Source organism: Sphaerisporangium sp. NPDC005289, assembly GCF_040607455.1.
GTDB lineage: Bacteria > Actinomycetota > Actinomycetes > Streptosporangiales > Streptosporangiaceae > Sphaerisporangium > Sphaerisporangium rhizosphaerae.
The window spans coordinates 117,555-135,678 of sequence record NZ_JBEXGS010000006.1 but is presented as its reverse complement, the minus strand read 5'-3'; the positions used below and the strand labels follow the sequence as shown (position 1 = coordinate 135,678).

At 72.1% G+C, this 18,124-nt stretch carries 16 protein-coding genes; 9 read left to right on the top strand and 7 right to left on the bottom strand.

Features of this window, described 5'->3' with window-relative positions:
* The first annotated feature begins 41 nt into the window (after positions 1-41).
* Both ABZT47_RS13095 and ABZT47_RS13090 read left to right on the top strand, forming a co-directional pair.
* Positions 42-731, top strand: a complete 690-nt coding sequence (locus tag ABZT47_RS13095; protein ID WP_354840050.1) for a dihydrofolate reductase family protein — start codon at positions 42-44, stop codon at positions 729-731.
* Complete coding sequence (locus tag ABZT47_RS13090; RefSeq protein WP_354840047.1) at positions 724-1,197, top strand: deaminase; 474 nt, start codon at positions 724-726, stop codon at positions 1,195-1,197. The genes ABZT47_RS13095 and ABZT47_RS13090 overlap by 8 nt, the downstream gene beginning before the upstream one ends.
* Before the next feature lie 13 nt (positions 1,198-1,210).
* Here the strand turns inward: ABZT47_RS13090 and ABZT47_RS13085 are convergent, their stop codons facing one another.
* On the bottom strand, positions 1,211-2,152 hold the full coding sequence (locus tag ABZT47_RS13085) for a hypothetical protein (protein WP_354840044.1): 942 nt from the start codon (positions 2,150-2,152) through the stop codon (positions 1,211-1,213).
* Positions 2,153-2,535: 383 nt separating this feature from the next.
* Here ABZT47_RS13085 and ABZT47_RS13080 point away from each other — a divergent pair, with 383 nt between their 5' ends.
* Entirely contained in the window at positions 2,536-3,546 is a 1,011-nt protein-coding gene (locus ABZT47_RS13080) for a helix-turn-helix domain-containing protein (protein ID WP_354840041.1), read from the top strand.
* A 217-nt stretch (positions 3,547-3,763) separates the two neighbouring features.
* Here ABZT47_RS13080 and ABZT47_RS13075 read toward each other — a convergent pair whose 3' ends face one another.
* Both ABZT47_RS13075 and ABZT47_RS13070 read right to left on the bottom strand, forming a co-directional pair.
* Positions 3,764-5,368: a HAMP domain-containing sensor histidine kinase gene (locus ABZT47_RS13075; protein WP_354840038.1), complete on the bottom strand. Its 1,605-nt coding sequence runs from the start codon at positions 5,366-5,368 to the stop codon at positions 3,764-3,766.
* A complete protein-coding gene (locus ABZT47_RS13070; protein WP_354840035.1) occupies positions 5,365-6,093 on the bottom strand; it encodes a response regulator transcription factor in 729 nt (242 codons plus the stop codon). The genes ABZT47_RS13075 and ABZT47_RS13070 overlap by 4 nt, the downstream gene beginning before the upstream one ends.
* Before the next feature lie 136 nt (positions 6,094-6,229).
* Between ABZT47_RS13070 and ABZT47_RS13065 the strand changes: the two genes are divergently transcribed.
* The 4 genes from ABZT47_RS13065 (at position 6,230) to ABZT47_RS13050 (ending at position 11,232) form a co-directional block, all read left to right on the top strand.
* A complete protein-coding gene (locus tag ABZT47_RS13065; protein ID WP_354840032.1) occupies positions 6,230-7,603 on the top strand; it encodes a ferredoxin reductase family protein in 1,374 nt (457 codons plus the stop codon).
* 9 nt (positions 7,604-7,612) lie between these two features.
* Positions 7,613-8,182: an FMN-binding protein gene (locus ABZT47_RS13060; RefSeq protein ID WP_354840029.1), complete on the top strand. Its 570-nt coding sequence runs from the start codon at positions 7,613-7,615 to the stop codon at positions 8,180-8,182.
* Positions 8,179-9,009, top strand: a complete 831-nt coding sequence (locus ABZT47_RS13055) for an FAD:protein FMN transferase (protein ID WP_354840026.1) — start codon at positions 8,179-8,181, stop codon at positions 9,007-9,009. The genes ABZT47_RS13060 and ABZT47_RS13055 overlap by 4 nt, the downstream gene beginning before the upstream one ends.
* A 252-nt stretch (positions 9,010-9,261) precedes the next feature.
* Positions 9,262-11,232 carry a thioredoxin domain-containing protein gene (locus tag ABZT47_RS13050; protein ID WP_354840023.1) on the top strand — a complete coding sequence of 657 codons (1,971 nt, stop codon included), beginning with the start codon at positions 9,262-9,264 and terminating at the stop codon, positions 11,230-11,232.
* A 45-nt stretch (positions 11,233-11,277) separates the two neighbouring features.
* On the opposite strand, the gene ABZT47_RS13045 is transcribed toward ABZT47_RS13050, so the two are convergent.
* The gene (locus ABZT47_RS13045; protein WP_354840020.1) at positions 11,278-12,039 is read right to left on the bottom strand and encodes a hypothetical protein; all 762 of its coding nucleotides are present in this window, start codon (positions 12,037-12,039) and stop codon (positions 11,278-11,280) included.
* A 257-nt stretch (positions 12,040-12,296) separates the two neighbouring features.
* On the opposite strand from ABZT47_RS13045, the gene ABZT47_RS13040 reads away from it, so the two are divergent.
* Complete coding sequence (locus tag ABZT47_RS13040) at positions 12,297-12,953, top strand: hypothetical protein (protein ID WP_354840017.1); 657 nt, start codon at positions 12,297-12,299, stop codon at positions 12,951-12,953.
* 259 nt (positions 12,954-13,212) lie between these two features.
* Here ABZT47_RS13040 and ABZT47_RS13035 read toward each other — a convergent pair whose 3' ends face one another.
* The 3 genes from ABZT47_RS13035 to ABZT47_RS13025 all read right to left on the bottom strand — a co-directional run bounded on the left by ABZT47_RS13035 (position 13,213) and on the right by ABZT47_RS13025 (position 16,769).
* Complete coding sequence (locus tag ABZT47_RS13035) at positions 13,213-13,821, bottom strand: hypothetical protein (protein WP_354840014.1); 609 nt, start codon at positions 13,819-13,821, stop codon at positions 13,213-13,215.
* A gap of 155 nt (positions 13,822-13,976) precedes the next feature.
* The gene (locus ABZT47_RS13030) at positions 13,977-16,163 is read right to left on the bottom strand and encodes a transglycosylase domain-containing protein (protein WP_354840011.1); all 2,187 of its coding nucleotides are present in this window, start codon (positions 16,161-16,163) and stop codon (positions 13,977-13,979) included.
* 126 nt (positions 16,164-16,289) lie between these two features.
* The gene (locus tag ABZT47_RS13025) at positions 16,290-16,769 is read right to left on the bottom strand and encodes an Lrp/AsnC family transcriptional regulator (protein WP_354840009.1); all 480 of its coding nucleotides are present in this window, start codon (positions 16,767-16,769) and stop codon (positions 16,290-16,292) included.
* A 102-nt stretch (positions 16,770-16,871) separates the two neighbouring features.
* Here ABZT47_RS13025 and hppD point away from each other — a divergent pair, with 102 nt between their 5' ends.
* Entirely contained in the window at positions 16,872-17,972 is a 1,101-nt protein-coding gene (gene hppD, locus ABZT47_RS13020) for a 4-hydroxyphenylpyruvate dioxygenase (RefSeq protein ID WP_354840007.1), read from the top strand.
* Positions 17,973-18,124 lie beyond the last annotated feature (152 nt).

Sequence of the window (18,124 nt, the reverse complement as noted above, 5' to 3'; positions counted from 1 at the left end):
TTACCGCGCGACCCGCCATGATTGAGGCGTGGAGACGCACAGTGGGTGAGCGGCCCTACGTCCTGCTGTCGGTGGCGATGTCGATCGACGGCTTCATCGACGACGCCTCCGGCGCGCCGCTCGCCCTGTCCAACGAGGCCGACTTCGACCGCGTGGACGAGGTGCGCGCCGGCTGCGACGCGATCCTGGTCGGCGCCGGCACCATCCGCGCCGACGACCCGCGGCTCGTCGTGCGATCCGCGGCCCGCCGCGCCGAACGGGTGCGGCGCGGGCTCACCGAGACCCCGGTCAAGGTCACGCTGACCGGCCGCGGCGACCTGGACCCCGAACGCCGCTTCTTCGCGCTCGGCGACGCCGAGAAGATCGTTTACGTCACGGGCCCGTCCGCCGGGCGGGTCCGCCGCACCCTCTCCGGCGTGGCCACCGTCGTCGACGCCGGCGACCCGCTCGACCTTCCCGGCGTGCTCGCCGACCTGGCCGCGCGCGGGGTCGGCCGGCTCATGGTCGAAGGCGGCACCGCCGTCCACACGCTCTTCCTGGCCCACGGGCTGGTGGACGAGCTGCACCTGGTCGTCGCCCCGTTCCTGGTCGGCGACCCCGCCGCTCCCCGCTTCGTCGGCGGCGCGTCCTTCCCCTACGGCCACGACCGGCCGATGCGGCTCGCCGAGGCGCGCCCCATCGGCGACGTCGTCCTCCTCCGCTACCTGCCTCCGGAGCCCTCCGATGCCTGACGCCCCGGCCACCCCCGCCCCCGAGGACGACCGGCGGTGGCTGGAGCGCACCATCGAGCTCTCGCGCCGCTGCCCGGCCTCCACCACCGCCTTCGCCGTGGGAGCCGTCGTCGTGGCCGGCGACGGCACCGTCCTGGCCAACGGCCACTCCCGCGAGGGCGACCCGCACGACCACGCCGAGGAGGCCGCCCTGGCGAAGATCGTCCCCGGCGACCCCCGGCTCGCCTCGGCGACCCTCTACAGCTCGCTCGAACCGTGCACCAGGCGCGCCTCGCGTCCCCGCACCTGCACCGAGCTGATCATCGCCGCGGGCGTTCCCCGCGTCGTCTTCGCCTGGCGCGAGCCCGACGTGTTCGTCGACTGCACCGGCGCCGAGACCCTCCGCGACGCCGGCGTCGAGGTCGTCGAGCACCCCGGCCTCACCGCCGCGGCCCGCGAGGTCAACGCCCACCTGTTCACCCGCTGACCGCGGGCGGCCCTCACCAGGGAACCGTCGGGTACCACCCGTATCCGAACATGGCGGGCAGGCGGACGTCCCAGTAGATGACGGTGAAGGCGCCGGCGACCAGGAAGGCCACGGCGGTCACCGTCACCAGGCGGCGGGGCTCGGCCACCAGCCAGCGGGCGAACCGGCCCCGGCCCGCCAGCGTGAGCAGCGTGAACAGCACCGCCATCACCACGATGTTGCCCAGCGACTGCAGGACGAACACGGCCGCGCCGTACAGCGGGTTGTGGGTCTGCGCGGCGTAGGTGAACAGCTTGTGGAACAGCGGGAACGGGCGGCCGATGAGGAAGCCGCCCACCAGCGCGCCCAGCACGACCAGGCGCGCGCCCGGGAAGCGGCGCTCCAGGCCCGCCAGCGGGTCGGGCACCAGCCGCAGCGTGGCCAGGCCGAGCCAGACGAACACCAGCCCGATGACGCCGAAGACCACCGACGCCTGGATCAGCCGCACGGGCAGCCCGTTGCCCACGGTCGCGGTCGACAACTGCGGCAACCGGTCGCCGAGCAGGGCGCCCACGGCGCCGTACAGGCCGCTCACCACGACCATGCCGATCGCGAGGCGGCCGAGCGGGCGCAGCGTCGCGCCCAGCCGGTCGCGCCAGGACGCGCCCTCGCGCACCAGCGGCACCACCGCCCCGAACGCCGCGACGTTGCAGGCGGTGAACGTGCCGGCCAGGCCCGAGACGAACGCGAAGACCGCGCCCGCGACCACGCCGGTGATCGCGGTGCCCTTGGCGTCGTGACCGAGCAGCGTGTTGGCGACGTTGTCCCCGATCACGCTGTCGACGAAGTGGAAGGACCACAGAGCGGCGAGGGCCGCTCCGGCGAGCACGCTCAGCACGACCAGGCGGCCTCGGTGGGCGGGCGGTTCGTCGGCCGGGGCCAGGGGGCCGCCGCGCGCGGACTCGGCAAGCGTCATGACACATCCTCATGGTAGGGGGGACGGCGGGAGACGTGCACGCTGATCAGTGGCCACTGATCACGACTGTGAATCCCTTGTCGCCTCTCGTCAAGGCACCGTCCACCCCGTGGAGAGCGAGGGCGCGGCAGGGTGGGCCGATATCCGTGCCCGGGGGTCGGAGCTCGCGTATTGTCCGGTTAAGCTGCACGGCGGGCCATTCACGGCACACCCGATCATCCCCAGGGAGAGGAAGACGCATGTACAAGGAATTCGCGATCGAGGCCGTGATGTGGCTGATCCCGATCGTGGTGCTTCTGGGCATCGCCCTGCTGGTCACCGCCACCGCCTGAGCCACCCCTTTCACGGACGGCGGCCGGCGAGCGCGCGAGCGAGGTGTCACCGTGCTCGAGGTCCTCGGGGTCGACCACTGGGGCGAGGAAGCGTACCTGGCACTGATCGACGGCAACCCGCTCACCGCCGACGAGCTCGCCGGGGTCACCACCGTCGACCGGGAGGTGATGGGCGCGGTGCTCCAGCGCCTGGAGGACCGCGGGCTGATCTCCCGGGTGCCCGGCCAGCCGGTGCGCTACGCGGCGCTGCCCCCGCAGACCGCCATCGAGGTGCTGCTGCTGTCGCGTGAGCGCGACATCAAGCGCGTGCGCGCGCTCGCGCACCACCTGGGCGAGCGCCACCGCAGGGCCCGCTTCGGAGGGGACGCCTCCGAGCTGATCGAGGTCATCTCCGGCCCCGAAGCGGTGGCGAGGTCGGGACAGCAGTTGCTGCGCCGGGCCCAGAAGGTCGTCCGCGGCATCGACGCCCCGCCGTACGCGCGGGCCATCGGCGGCGAACGGGTCTCCTCGCGGGTGAACGTGCTGGAGCACACGGTGCGGCGGCGCTTCATCCACGAGCACGGCACCCTGCGGACCGCCGGGCAGGCCCGCCACCTGGAGGAGGGCGTCGCCGCCGGGGAGGAGATCCGCGTCCTGGCGAACGTGCCGATGAAGATGATCCTCGCCGACGACGACCTCGGGCTGATCCCCCTGCGGGCGACGCCCCGCGTCCTCGACTCGTGCATTCTGGTGCATCCCTCCTCGCTGCTGGACGCTCTGTCCACCCTGTTCGAGATGCTGTGGCGCCAGGCGCAGCCGTTCCTGCCGGGCCAGGCCGCCGCGAACGGGGACCCGGCGGGCGCGCCCGGCGATCCGCCGCTCAGCGAGGAGGAGCGGCGCATCGTCTCGCTGCTGGCCCTCGGCCTGCCGGACGAGTCGATCGCCCGGCAGCTCGACATGGGCCACCGCACCGTCCAGCGCCGCATCCAGGCGCTCATGGTCCGGCTGTCGGCCACCAGTCGCTTCCAGGCCGGCGTCCTGGCCGCCCGGCGCGGCTGGTGGGACCCCGACGCGCCCGGGTGAGACGTCGTAACGGCACGGACGGGCGAGACCGCCGGAACGGCCCCGCGGGCGGCGGCCGTCCCGGTTCAAGGGCATTCGACCCCCGCCGCGGCCGTGCAGCGGGGCCGGTCAGGCCGTGGGCGGGCACTCGACCCCGGCCAGGGCCGTGCAGCAGCGGGGCCGGTCAGGCCGTGGGCGGGCACTCGGCCCCGGCGCCGGGGCCGTGAGGCGGGGTCGGTCAGGCCGTGGGGAGCATGACGTTGAAGGCGGTGCGGCCGGGGCGGGTCTCGACGGTCACCGTGCCGCCGTGGGCGGCCACCACGGCCCGCACGATGGCCAGGCCCAGGCCGCTGCCGCCCGAGGCGCGGGAGCGGGCCTTGTCGGCCCGGACGAACCGCTCGAACAGCTCGCCGCGGATCTCCTCGGGGATGCCCGGCCCGTCGTCGGCGACGGTCAGCTCGGCCCTGCCCGGCCCGGGGATGCGGACCGAGACCGTCACCGTGGTCCCCGGCGGGGTGTGGGCGCGGGCGTTGCCCGTCAGGTTGGTGACCACCTGGTACAGCCGGTCGGCGTCGCCGACCAGCGTGACCGGCTCCTCGGGCAGCTCCAGCCGCCAGCGGTGGCCCGGGGCCGATACCCGGGCGTCCCCGGTGGCGTCGATCGCCACGCGCGTGAGGTCCACCTGGTCGCGGGCCAGCGGCCGGCCCGCGTCCAGCCGGGCGAGCAGCAGCAGGTCGTCCACCAGCTTGCCCATGCGGGCCGACTCGGCCTCGACGCGTTCCAGGGAGTGACGCACCTGCTCGGGCACCTCGCCGGGGTGGCGGCGGGCCAGCTCGACGTGCGCCCGCACCGTGGCCAGCGGGGTGCGCAGCTCGTGGCTGGCGTCGGCGGCGAAGGTCCGCATGCGCTGCTCGCTGGCGTGGCGCTCGGCCAGGGCCTCCCCCACGTGGCCGAGCATGCGGTTGAACGCCGCCCCCACCTGGCCGACCTCGGTGCGCGGGTCCTCGTCGGGCACCCGGTCGGGCAGCGTCACCTCGCCGCTGGCCAGCGGCAGCGTGCTGACCCGCCGAGCCGTGGCCGCCACCCGTTCCAGAGGACGCAGGGACAGGCGCACCCCGATCGTGCCCACGACCCCCGCGACCAGCATCACCACGGCGAACAGCACCAGCTCGGCCAGCTGCAGCCGGTGCACGGTGGTGTTGACGCCCTCCAGCGGCAGCCCGTTGATCAGGACGTCGCCGTCGCCGCCCTCGACGGCCATGACCCGGTAGTCGTCCAGGGTCGGCAGCTCGACGGTGTGGCCGCGCCGGTCCACCGGGACGCCGGCCAGGACGGCCGCGTCCCCCGCGGACAGGATGTGGCCGGCGCGGTCCGGCACCACGACGGCGGAGTCGGTCACCCTGCCGTCCAGCAGGCGCGCCCCGAGCGTGCCGGGGGCCTGTCCCCTGCTGTCGCCGTGCTCGCCGTACTCCTCGCGGTGCTCCAGGCTGGCGGCGAACCTGCCGGCGGTCAGCGCCAGTTGCTGGTCCACCCGGTCCACCATGAAGCGGTCCAGCGCGATCGAGGTCGCCACGCCGATCGTGGCGCAGGCGAGCGCGAGCAGCACCAGCGCGCCCGCGACCAGCCGCGCCCACAGCGTGCGCGGCCACAGCCTGCGCAGGGCCGCCCGGAGCGGGCGCGGCGCGTCCGGGGCGGCACGGCGCCCACGCGGCCCGCCGGCCGGAGGCGGGCCTGTGTCTTCGAGACGTACGGGCGAGTGCGTGCCTTCGGGACGTGCGGGCGGGCTCGTGGCTTCGGAACCTGCGGGCGGGCCCGTGGCTTCGGGACGTGCGGGCGGGCTCATGGCTTCAGGACGTATCCGACGCCGCGCACGGTGTGGATGAGCGGCGCCCGGCCGGCGTCGATCTTCTTACGCAGGTAGCTGATGTACAGCTCGACGACGTGGGCCTGCCCGCCGAAGTCGTAGGACCAGACCCGGTCGAGGATCTGCGCCTTGCTGACCACCCGGCGCGGGTTGCGCATCAGGAAGCGCAGCAGCTCGAACTCGGTCGGGGTCAGCTCGACCAGGTCGCCGCCCCGGGTGACCTCGCGCGCGTCCTCGTCCATGACCAGGTCACCGGCGACGAGCCGGTCACCCTCGACCGGCCGGGCCACGCCGGCGCGGCGCAGCAGGCCCCGCAGCCGGGCGAGCACCTCCTCCAGGCTGAACGGCTTGGTCACGTAGTCGTCGCCGCCGGCGGTGATCCCGGCGATGCGGTCCTCCACGGCGTCTCTGGCCGTGAGGAACAGCACGCACACGTGAGGAGCGTCCGCGCGCAGCCGGCGCAGCACCGCGAGCCCGTCGATGTCGGGCAGCATGACGTCCAGCACCACCGCGTCCGGCCGGAACTCGCGGGCCGCCGCGACCGCGGCGGCGCCGTCCCCGGCGGTGCGCACCTCCCAGCCCTCGTAGCGGAGCACCGCGGTCAGCACCTCGGCCAGGTCGGGCTCGTCGTCCACGACCAGCACGCGGACGGGCGTCCCGTCCGGACGCAGCAGCTCAGGGAGATCTCGGGAAGTCGCGCGCATAGTGGGACCAGCGTCCTCTTCGTTCCTCTGAAGCACCTCTGAGCATCGTATGAATCGTCCGGGCATGCTCTGGTTCAGAGGAAATCGAGAAGTTCGGCTGGCACGGTGTGTCACGGATCGGACGAGAGGAGACTCCGTGAGCACCACCTTGGCCGGGAGGACCGCGACGGGACGGCACCAGGGCGTGCCGCCCGGCGGCGCCCGGGCGCACCCGGCGGCCGTCCTCGCGGTCATCGCCGCGGGCGCGCTCGCCGTGCTCGCGCTGTGGTGGGCGGACACGCCGGACGTCGTGGGCCTGGACGGCGCGCTGACCGGCGCGGGGCGGGTCACCGGGCTGCTGGCCGGCTACGCGATCGCCGTGCTGCTGGCGCTCATGGCCCGCGTCCCGGCGCTGGAGCGCGGGGTCGGCTCCGACCGGCTGGCCCGCTGGCACTCCATGGGCGGCCGGTACACCGTCGGGCTGTGCGTCGCCCACACTCTGCTGATCACCTGGGGATACGCGGTGACCGACGCCACGAACGTCGTCGGCGAGACCGTGACGCTGAACCTGAGCTACCCCGACGTCCTGAAGGCCACCGTGGCCGTGCTGCTGCTGGTGGGCGTCGGGGTCATCTCCGCGCGCGCGGTCAGGCCGCGGGTGCGGTACGAGACCTGGTTCCACCTGCACTTCTACACCTACCTGGCGGCCTACCTGGCGTTCGGTCACCAGCTCGCGACCGGGGAGCAGTTCCAGGGGTCCCGGCTCGCCCAGGCCGCCTGGTACGCCCTCTACATCGGGGTCGCCGTCGTGCTGTTCTGGTACCGGTTCCTCACGCCGCTGCGCCAGTCGTTCCGGCACCGGCTGAGGGTGGGCGAGGTCGTGCGGGAGGGCCCCGGAGTCGTCTCGGTGTACGTCACCGGGCGCCGCCTGGACCGGCTGCGGGCCGAGCCGGGCCAGTTCTTCCGGTGGCGGTTCCTGACCAGGGAGCTGTGGTGGTCCGCCAATCCCTACTCGCTGTCGGCGGCGCCCCGCCACGACCGGCTGCGGATCACCGTCAAGGACCTGGGCGACCAGAGCCGCCAGATCGCCCGCCTGCGTCCCGGCACCCGCGTGCTGGCCGAGGGCCCGTACGGCGCCTTCACCCCCGCCCGCCGCAGGGGCCGCGAGGTGCTGCTGATCGCGGGCGGGGTGGGCATCACCCCGCTGCGCGCCCTGTTCGAGTCGATCCCGGCCGCGCCCGGCGATCTCACCCTGCTCTACCGGGCCAGGAACGCCGAGGACCTGGCGTTCCGCTCGGAGCTCGAGGCGATCGCCGTCCACCGCGGCGCGGCGCTGCACTACTCGGTCGGCCCCCGCGACCGGATCGGCGAGCCGTTCACCGCCGAGACCCTCACCGCGCTCGTCCCCCACCTGACCCGGCACGACGTCTACGTCTGCGGGCCGGCCGGCATGACCAGGGACGTGATCGCGGCCCTGCGCGCCGCCGGAGTGCACAGGCGGCGCGTCCACCACGAGTCTTTCGAGTTCTAGGGGGATCCCATGCGCAGAGCGATGTTCGCCGTGCTCGTCACGGCCGTGGGCCTTGTACTTCTGTTGTCGTTCAAACCGCACGCGATCACCGCCGCGGCGGACCGCCCCGCCGCGTCGTCCCAGGCCGGCGCCGGTCAAGGCGCCGGCGACCTCTCCGCCGCCGGCGGCACGGACGGCGCCGTGACCGGCGGGGACGACGACGAGGGCGACGAGAGCGACGAGGTCGCCCCTCCGGCGGCACGGTCCACGCCGCGGCCGAACGGGCGGAGCGGAACCGGGGGGAACGCCTCATCGGGCGGCAACGGCCGGGTGGTCGCCGGGGACGCCGCCGACACCCGGTGGGGCCCCGTGCAGGTGGAGGTCACGCTGTCCGGTCGCAAGGTGACCGCGATCAGGGTGCTCCGGTCGCCCGACGGCAACCGTCGCGACATCGTCATCAACGAGCGGGCCCTGCCCATCTTGGAGCAGGAGGCGCTGGCCGCCCAGTCCGCCCAGATCGACACCGTCTCCGGCGCCACCTACACCAGCGAGGGGTACGCCCGGTCACTGCAGAGCGCCCTGGACAAGGCGGGCCTGTGATCCGCCACGTCGAGCACGTCATGGGCACGGTCTTCTCCTTCGACGTGCGCGCCCACGGCTGCGACCACGGCGAGCACCACACCGGGGACCACACCGGGGATTACGGCGCCCCGCCCGCACCGGAGGCCGTACGGCGGGCCGTCGCCGAGGCCGTGGCGTGGCTGCGCCGCGTGGACGAGACGTTCTCGACCTACCGGCCGGAAAGCCCGGTCAGCAGGCTCGGCCGGGGCGAGATCGGCCTGGACGACTGCCCGCCGGAGGTGGCCGAGATCCTGGCGATGTGCGCCGAGGCGGCACGGGTGTCCCACGGGTACTTCACGGCCCGCCCCGGCGGGCGGCTGGACCCGTCGGCCATGGTGAAGGGCTGGGCGATCGAGCGGGCCTCACGCGTGCTGACCGGCGCGGGAGCCGTGAACCACTGCGTCAACGGCGGCGGCGACGTCCAGCTCGCCGGGACGGCCGAACCCGGACGCCCCTGGCGCACCGGCATCGCCGACCCCCTCCACCCCGGCCGCCTGGCCGCCGTCGTGGAGTGCCGCTCCGGCAGGCTGGCCGTGGCGACCTCGGGCACGGCCGAGCGCGGGCCGCACATCGTCGACCCGCACACCGGACGGCCGGCGACGGAACTGGCCGCGATCACCCTGGTCGGCGCGTCCCTGACCAGCACCGACGCCTACGCCACGGCCGCCTTCGCGATGGGCGGCGCGGCCCGCGAATGGGTGGAGGGGCTGGCGGGATTCGAGGCGTTCGCGGTGACGGCCTCGGGAGACTCCTGGCACACCCCCGGCTTCCCCGGCGCGGCCCTGCCCGCGCTGAACGGCAGGTGAGCGCCGCGCCGCGGTGGACCTGCCGCACCCGCGGCGCCGGCACAACGCGTTCGTCCTCGCGGTGAGGTGATAGCGGGCCCGAGCCGGGAAGTGAGAACAGGTGAGCGGGGAAGGACGCGCGGTGGGCACGCCCCCCGTGGCGGCCGTCGAGCGCCCGTCTACTGTGAGACGGATCGCGCGGGAGGATGACCAGGCACGCCGTCCGGCCGGCCCCGCGCAGGACGCACGCTCCGCCGACGCAGGAGAGGTCCCATGAACCGGCTGAAGGACGCCACGAGCCCGTACCTGCTGCAGCACGCGGACAATCCCGTCCACTGGCATCAATGGGGCGAGGACGCCTTCGCCGAGGCCCGCGAGCGCGACGTGCCGCTGCTGATCTCCGTCGGCTACTCGGCCTGCCACTGGTGCCACGTCATGGCCCACGAGTCCTTCGAGGACGCCGAGACGGCCAAGATGATGAACGAGCTGTTCGTGAACGTCAAGGTCGACCGCGAGGAGCGTCCCGACGTGGACGCCGTCTACATGAGCGCCACCACCGCGATGACCGGCCAGGGCGGCTGGCCGATGACCGTGTTCGCCACCCCCGACGGCCATCCCTTCTACGCCGGCACCTACTTCCCTCGACGGCGCTTCCAGCAACTGCTGGCCGGGGTGTCGCAGGCATGGACCGGGCAGCGCGACGCCGTGCTCGCCCAGGGGTCCCAGGTGGTCGACGCGCTGAGCCAGGGGGCGGACCTGCCGCGCGGGTCCACGCCGACGCGCGAGGTGCTGGAAGGGGCGGTGCAGGACCTCTCCCGCACCTTCGACCCGGCCCGCGGCGGGTTCGGCGGCGCGCCCAAGTTCCCGCCCTCGATGGTGCTGGAGTTCCTGCTCAGGCACGGCACCCCCCGCGCGCTGTCGATGGCCGACAAGACGCTGGAGGCGATGGCGCGCGGCGGCATGTACGACCAGCTCGCCGGGGGCTTCGCCCGTTACAGCGTCGACGCCGGCTGGGTGGTCCCGCACTTCGAGAAGATGCTCTACGACAACGCCCTGCTGATGCGGGTGTACGCCCACTGGTGGCGCGCCTCGGGGTCCCCGCTGGCCAGGCGCGTCGCGCTGGAGACCGCCGAGTGGCTGCTGCGCGAGCTGGGCACCCAGGAGGGCGGCTTCGCCTCGGCCCTGGACGCCGACAGCGAGGGCGAGGAGGGCAGGTTCTACGTCTGGACGCCCCAGCAGTTGCGGGAGGAGCTGGGCGAGGAGCCCGGCGCCTGGGCCGCCTCGGTGTTCTCGGTGGCCGAGGAGGGCACCTTCGAGCACGGCTCCTCGGTGCTGCAACTGCTGTCGGACCCGGTCGACCAGGCGATGCTGACCGACGTCCGCAAAGCGCTGCTCAAGGCCCGCTCGGCCCGGGTGCGGCCCGTCCGCGACGACAAGGTGGTGGCCGCCTGGAACGGGCTCGCCATCGCCGCCCTGGCCGAGGTAGGCGCGCTGTTCGACCGGCGCGACCTGGTGGGCGCGGCGCGCGCCGCCGCCGAGCTGCTCGTCCGGGTGCACCTGCACGGCTCACGCCTGGCCCGCACCTCCCGGGACGGCCGGGTGGGCGCCAACGCGGGAGTGCTGGAGGACTACGCCGACGTCGCCGAGGGGTTCCTCGCCCTGTACGGGGTCACCGGGGAGTCGCGGTGGTTCCGGGAGGCGGGCGCCCTGCTGGACACGGTGCTCGACCGGTTCCCCGACGGGCGCGGCGGGTTCTACGACACCGCCGACGACGGCGAGCGGCTGTTCCAGCGCCCCCAGGACCCGACCGACGGGGCGACGCCGTCGGGGCAGTTCGCCGCGGCCGGGGCCCTGCTGACGTACGCGGCGCTCACCGGGTCGGAACGTCACAGAGAGGCCGCCGAGGCCGCCCTGGGCACGGTCACGACGCTCGCCGACCAGCACGCGCGCTTCGCCGGATGGGGGCTGGCCGTGGCCGAGGCCGCCCTGGCCGGGCCGGTCGAGGTCGCGATCACCGGCGCCCTCGACGACCCGCGCACCTCCGCGCTGCACCGCGCCGCGCTCATGGCGGGCGTCCCGGGCACGGTGATCGCTCTCGGCGACGCCGGGGTGCCGCTGATGGAGGGCCGCGGCCTGGTCGACGGCCGGCCGGCCGCGTACGTCTGCCGCAACTTCGCCTGCCGCATGCCGGTGACCACCCCCGCCGACCTCACCCGCACCCTCCGCGAAGCCACTGCCCCTTGATCTTCAGAACGCCCACCTGTGTACCAGTGCCGACCTATACGAGCGTCAGCCGACCAGACACAGGTAGCCGGACATCACCCATCCCGCGCGTCCAGGGTCGCCGTCCACATGCCCGAAGCGCCAGTACGCCGTCCTCCGACTCACGACGAACCTCTCACCGACCCGTAGATGTCCCAGCAATTCGCCACCACGCACCTGGCCGGGCTGGCTCAGAATCGATCTGTCCCGCATCGAGCACTGGCGATAGATGGGCCGTCCCTCGACGGATCGGATCCGGCCGGCGTCATCGCCGGTCAGTAGCGGTAGCCATACCACCGAACTCAGCGCGAGCGCTCCTAGAAGTGCCACGACAATGACAACGGCTGTCCGTGGCGAGGAGAGCAGAGCCACGGGCCGCCGTCGACGAGGTCCCCGCGCCTGAGGCGGCGCCTCCTGTGGCGGGGGACTCTCGATGCCCGGGCCGGTCATCGGCTCCACGCCCCTTGGCGCTCCCTCTGGCGGGGGAATCTCGATCGCCACAGCTGAGAGCCGGGCGGCGTGGGCCTCCTGCGCGCCTTTCCAGAGTTCGCACCACTCCCGCCTATCAACGATCTTGAAATAGTCGAGAATGATGGCGATTTTGTCCCATTCTGGGACCGTCTTGCGGTTTTTCAGCCATCCACGGATGGTGTTGGCCTTCAGGCGTAGTTCGGGAGAGTTCCGTTCGCTATACGTTTGGAGCTTGGGGAGCGTCCCCTTTCCTTTGGAGTCAACAAGACAATTTAGCCGATCATAGAAGTCGTTGATCGGATCCGGTCCGGACAACATGCGCCACAGTCTGCCAAACCTGGTTCAGTGCCGCTACTTGGACATATGCCCCGTTCAGCGCGCGAATCGCACCGACTCGGCGCGATTCGTACGGCTTTTCACATTTCAGCTTGCATGCATGGCTTCCGGCTGCCAAGGTTTCCACCGTCGCTGAACGGTGCGACATTTCCCGAAACGCGACTCGCCCTCCGCGCATCCTCGGAATGCCCATCGAGGAAAGGCCATGGCGGGCCCCGCGACGACCAGAAAGGATCTTCATGAAGATATCCGCGCGACTACGCGCCGCCGCTGTCGCCGGTTCGTCGGTACTGCTGTTCGGCGGTCTGACGACGAGCACCGACTCCACGGCCCTCGCCCAGTCGTCCTCCAGCACGGCTTCCGCGATGCAGCGGGAGAAGCTGATGGTCTTCTATGCCACCAAGGCGCCCTGTACCATCCTGACGAACTACGGCCACCCGGCCATCGCCTGGCAGGTCCCGGCGGGCGCCCATCTGGTGTGGCGGTACAACATCGACGCAACCTGGGCGATGGTCTCCCAGCCGGCTCGCGAGGCTTCCGCCGGCTTCCCCTGGTGGGGTGTGACCCAACGTTCCTGCCTCGGAAACTCGATTCAGCAGAAGGAATACCCCGCAGGCGTCCCCGTACCGAGCTCGATCCTCACGGGGCGTTCCCAGAGGGAGAGCGGATGGCGGCCGGTGCGGTGGAACGTCTCGCCCAGCCCCGTCGCCCGCAGAGGGGTTACGGTGACGCGGAATGCCACTCTGCGCGACCCCGCTCACTTCGTGCTCGGCAACATACCGGCGACCTGGCAGGTGGACGTCACGGCGACGCCGTCCTCCACCAGTTGGTGGGTCAAGGTGTACGTACCGGCCCTCGCCCGCTGGGGCTATATCGAGCGCAATGCGCTCTCGTAACCCTTGAGCAGACGCTCCGACCACAACTCGGTCCGTCGGGCTTGAAGGAATGGTCTCGTCAGGGGGGTTGCCCGAACCAGCGGTCGCCGCCATGGGGATGGTAGAAGACCGAGCCAGGAGGTCTCCACCTGCCTGCCGGCCCTCGTTGGCACCGGCTCGAGGACCAGGCTGAGTGGGAGGTGAGTTCGTCTCACCTCCCACTCAGCTCTGCGCGGTCGTATCTCAGGTCATGCCGTTGTCCATGGTCACAGCCGGGTGATCAGGCGGGCTGGAACTTCTCCCAATCACTGACGGTCGTCTGGCGCGCCCGCAGCATCCCCTTGTCGGCGCCGGTGTACCCCATCTCGGCGGACACGTACTTGTTGTTGAACAGGGACTTGATGGTGCAGTAGGACTGGGTGCAATCGACCCAGAACTTCTCCCAGTCGTTGACGTTGAGCCCGCGCGCCCGGAGAAGGCCCATGAAGCGGCCCGTGTAGCCCATCTCGGCGGTCACATAACGCTTGGCGGCCAGCGAATAGATCGTCCAGTACGAGCCTTCGTTGCAGATTCTGAACTTCTCCCACTCACCGGTGGAGCCGGACCGGGCGCGAAGCACGTTGTTGGTGTCCCCCTCGTACTTCAGTTCGGCGCTGACCCGAAGGAAGCCGGCGCCGATGGAGGCCAGGCCCCCCTCCGAGCAGTTTCCGGCGACCTTGGCACTCGTGCCGCCGCGCTGCGCCGCGAGCTGGGCCAGGTTGATGACCTTGCCGCCCGCCGGGGCCGACGCCGCGGCCGTGCCGGCGAACCCCGCGGGCGCCGCGGCCAGCACGACCACCCCCGCCGCCACAGCCAGGCCGCACGCGCGGAAGCCGTTGGTGAATCTCACGTTTTCCCCATTTCGACGATCTTCTGCGACTACCTGCCGCGATCAAGCGGCCGCCGGAAACGGTATGGGCGGGCGGACCCGTGGCTCGATGGACAAATACCGCCCGCATGTGCGCATTTCTCCCTTATCGGGAGCGTGAAGATCGTACGGCGGCGTCAGCCGGGCGGGAGGTCCGCGGGGAGGTCGTCGGGCCCCTGCTGGTCGGGCGGGTTTGGCGGGTTGGGGCCGCCGTCCGGGCCGCCCTCGGGGCCGCCGCCGTTCGGGTCTCCGTCGGGGGCGTTCCGCGCGTCGGGACGGTCGCCGTCCGGGCCGCCCGGGTCATGGCTCGGCGGGGTCGCGTCCGGCAGGCCGTTCGGGCCGTCCGGCCCGTCCGGGCCCGCCGTCGGCTGGTCGGTGGGCGGGGAGCCGGTGTCGCGGTCGGCGTTCCAGCCGGTGTCGCCCCAGCCGCCCCAGCCGTCGCGGCCGTAGGGGTCGTAGGAGGCCGAGCCGGGGAAGTCCTCCACCGGCTTGCCGGCCATCGCCTCGGACATGAACGCCCGCCACACCTGCGCGGGCAGCGACCCGCCGAACAGGGCGCCGTACCCGGGGACGCTCACGGTCTTGTTGTCGTCGCGGAACATGTTCACCGCGGCGGACAGTTGCGGGGTGTACCCCACGAACCACACCGCGCTGGAGGAGTCGCTGGTGCCGGTCTTGCCCGCCACTGGACGGTCGTACAGGCGGGCCGCGGTGCCGGTGCCGCTCTGGACGACCTGCTGCATCGCGTAGGTGGCGTCGGCGGCGGTGGCCTCGCTGAAGGCACGCACCCCCGGGACGGTGAACTTCCTGGTCTTGCCCTTGGCGTCGGTCACCGAGCGGATGACGTGCGCCTCCTTGTGGACGCCGCCCGCGGCGAACGTGGCGAACCCCGACGCCTGCTGGACGGCGCTCACCGACGCCGTGCCGAGGGGGAAGGTCGGGAAGTCCTTCTGCTTGGCGATCTGCTCGGCCGGGATGCCCGCCGCCTCGGCGGCCGCGGCGACCTTCCTCAGCCCGACCTTCTGCGCGAGGTCGACGAAGGCGGTGTTCACCGAGTTGCGGGTGGCCTCCACCAGGTCGATGGCCGAGCCGTAGGAGGCGCCGCCGGAGTTCGGGATGGGCTGCTTGGCCGAGGCCACCCTGATCGGGGAGTTGCCCTCCACCCGGGTGTTGAGGTCAAGGCCGTCCTCCAGCGCGGCGGCCAGCGTGTACGGCTTGAAGGTGGACCCGGCCTGCACCTTGGCCGAGAAGGCGTTGTCGTACTGGTTGGCGGCGTAGTCCCTGCCGCCGTAGAAGGCGACGACCTCACCGGTGCCGGGCGCGACGGCCGCGAGCCCGGTGCGCACCTTCTTGGAGGTGTCCTCGGGCAGGGTCTCCTCGACGGCGCGCTCGGCGGCGGCCATGAGCTTCTTGTCGAACGTCGTGGTGATCTTCAGGCCGCCCTGCTGAATGTCCTCGTCGGACAGGCCCCTGCGGTTCAGCTCGGCCCGCACCTGGGCCAGGACGTACCCCTTCTGCCCGTTGAGCGAGAGCGGGTTCTTCAGCTTGGCGAGCGTGGGGAAGCTCAGCGAGGCCGCCTCGGCGGGGTCGAGCGCACGCGTCTCGACCATGGCCTTGACCACCGCCTGCCAGCGGGCCTGCGCGGCGGAAAGGTCGGCGCCGCGGGGGGCGGCGAAGCGCGACGGCTGCTGGATCACCGCCGCCAGGTAGGCCCCCTGGGCGGCGGTCAGCTTGTCGACGTCCTTGCCGAAGTAGGCCTGCGCGGCGGCCTGGACGCCGTACGCGCCCCGGCCGAAGTAGATGGTGTTGAGGTACTGCTCCAGCACCCAGGACTTGGACCTCGACTGGTCGACCTTGAGCGCGATCATGATCTCTTTGAGCTTGCGCACGGCCGACCGCTCCTGGCTCAGCCCGCTGTAGTAGTTGCGGACGAGCTGCTGGGTGATCGTCGAGCCGCCCTGGATCTGGTTGCCGGTTACCGTCGACCACATGGCGCGGGCCGTGCCCTCGATCGACACGCCCTGGTCCTGGTAGAACGTGCGGTTCTCGACGGCGATGACCGCGTCGCGGACCACCTGGGGCACCTTGTCGATGTCCACGTTCTTGCGGTTGACGCCCTGCCGGGCGAGCACGGTCTTGCCGTCGCGGTAGTAGATCAGCGAACCCTGCGCGGTCGCGTCCTTCTGGGTGGTGTCCGGGATCGGCGTGAGCACCCAGGCCACGGCGAACAGGGCGGCCAGGCAGAGCACGACGATGCCACCGGCGATCACGAAGCGGCGGAGGAGACGCCGCCTGAAACGGCGCTTCCTGTCTGCGTCCCGCACGGCGCAACCCCCGATCTACTGCTCAGCAAACCCCCGTAAGCTGGGCGGATCGTCCTACGGTAAACGATACGTAACGGTGCGCCGTCCGTCGAGCGGTGGGGTCCGTTCAGCGGCCGCGGCGGTCGTTCAGCGGTCGCGGCGGCGTGGGACCTCCGCCACCAGGGGCAGCACCCGGTAGGCGACCGGCGTGTCCAGCGCGATCACCGACGACGTGCGCACCACCCCCTCGACGTCCACGATCAGGTCGATGACCCGTTGCAGGTCGGCGTTACTCCGCGCGACCACACGGCACAGCATGTCACCACCGCCCGTGATCGTGTGGACCTCCAGCACTTCCGGTATGGAGGCGAGCAGCCCCGCGACGGGCTCGTGGCCGCTGACCTGTCTGATCTGGAGGGTGACGAACGCGGTCACCTGGTAGCCGAGCGCGGCAGGGTCCACGTCCGGGCCGAACCCGGTGATCACGCCGCTCGCCGTCAGGCGGTCCATCCTCGCCTGCACCGTGCCGCGCGCCACCCCGAGCCTGCGCGACGCCTCCAGGATGCCCACGCGCGGCTCGGCGGCGAGCAGCGCGATCAAACGGGCGTCCAGCTCATCGATCGTCATGGTGTACAGGATTACCGGCGTTTCCGGCTCTCCGCTAGGCAATCTGCCCACCATTTCGGGTAACACTTGCGCATTCCAGCCATCTAGCCGGAAAGTGGCCCCATGAGCGATGTGTTTCCCGTACACGGCATGGACTCGGTGGTGTTCGCCGTGGGCAACGCCAAGCAGGCGGCCCACTACTACTCCTCGGCCTTCGGTATGCGCCTGGTCGCGTACAAGGGCCCCGAGACGGGAAGCCGGGACGAGGTGGCGTACGTGCTCACCTCCGGCAGCGCGCGCTTCGAACTGCGCGGCTCGGTGCGCCCCGGCACCGAGATCGCCCGGCACGTGACCGAGCACGGAGACGGCGTCATCGACCTGGCGCTGGACGTGCCCGACGTCGAGGCCGCCTACGCGCACGCGGTCGCCGCCGGCGCCCGCGGCCTGGCCGAGCCGCACGTCGTCGAGGACGAGCACGGCAAGGTCGTCATGGCCGCCATCGCCACCTACGGCCAGACCCGCCACACCCTGGTCGACCGCGCCAACTACAGCGGCGTCTACCTGCCCGGCTACGTCGCCGCCGCCCCGCTGGTCGAGCCGCCGGACAAGCGGTACTTCCAGGCCATCGACCACTGCGTGGGCAACGTCGAACTCGGCCGGATGGACGAGTGGGTGGAGTTCTACAAGCGCGTCATGGGCTTCACCAACATGGCCGAGTTCATCGGCGACGACATCGCCACCGAGTACTCCGCGCTGATGTCCAAGGTCGTCGCGAACGGCACCCGCAAGGTCAAGTTCCCGCTGAACGAGCCGGCGGTCAGCCGCAAGAAGTCGCAGATCGACGAGTACCTGGAGTTCTACGGCGGGCCCGGCGTCCAGCACATCGCCCTGGCCACCAACGACATCGTGCGCACCGTCGAGCGGATGCGCGCCGCCGGGGTGGAGTTCCTGGACACGCCCGACTCCTACTACGACGACCCCGCGCTGCGCGCCCGCATCGGCGAGGTCCGCGCGCCGATCGAGGAGCTGAAGCGGCACCGCATCCTGGTGGACCGCGACGAGGACGGCTACCTGCTGCAGATCTTCACCAAGCCGGTGCAGGACCGTCCCACGGTGTTCTTCGAGTTCATCGAGCGGCACGGCTCCCTCGGCTTCGGCAAGGGCAACTTCAAGGCGCTGTTCGAGGCCATCGAGCGCGAGCAGGCCAGGCGCGGCAACCTCTGACCCTCCCGCGCGGCCATGCCCTCCCATGGCCGCGCCTTCCCTGCGGCCATGACCCCCCACGTGGCCGTGCACCCAAAGCGGCCATGACCCCCCACATGGCCGTGCACCACATGCGGCCATGCCCCCCGACATGGCCGTGCACCACGCACGGC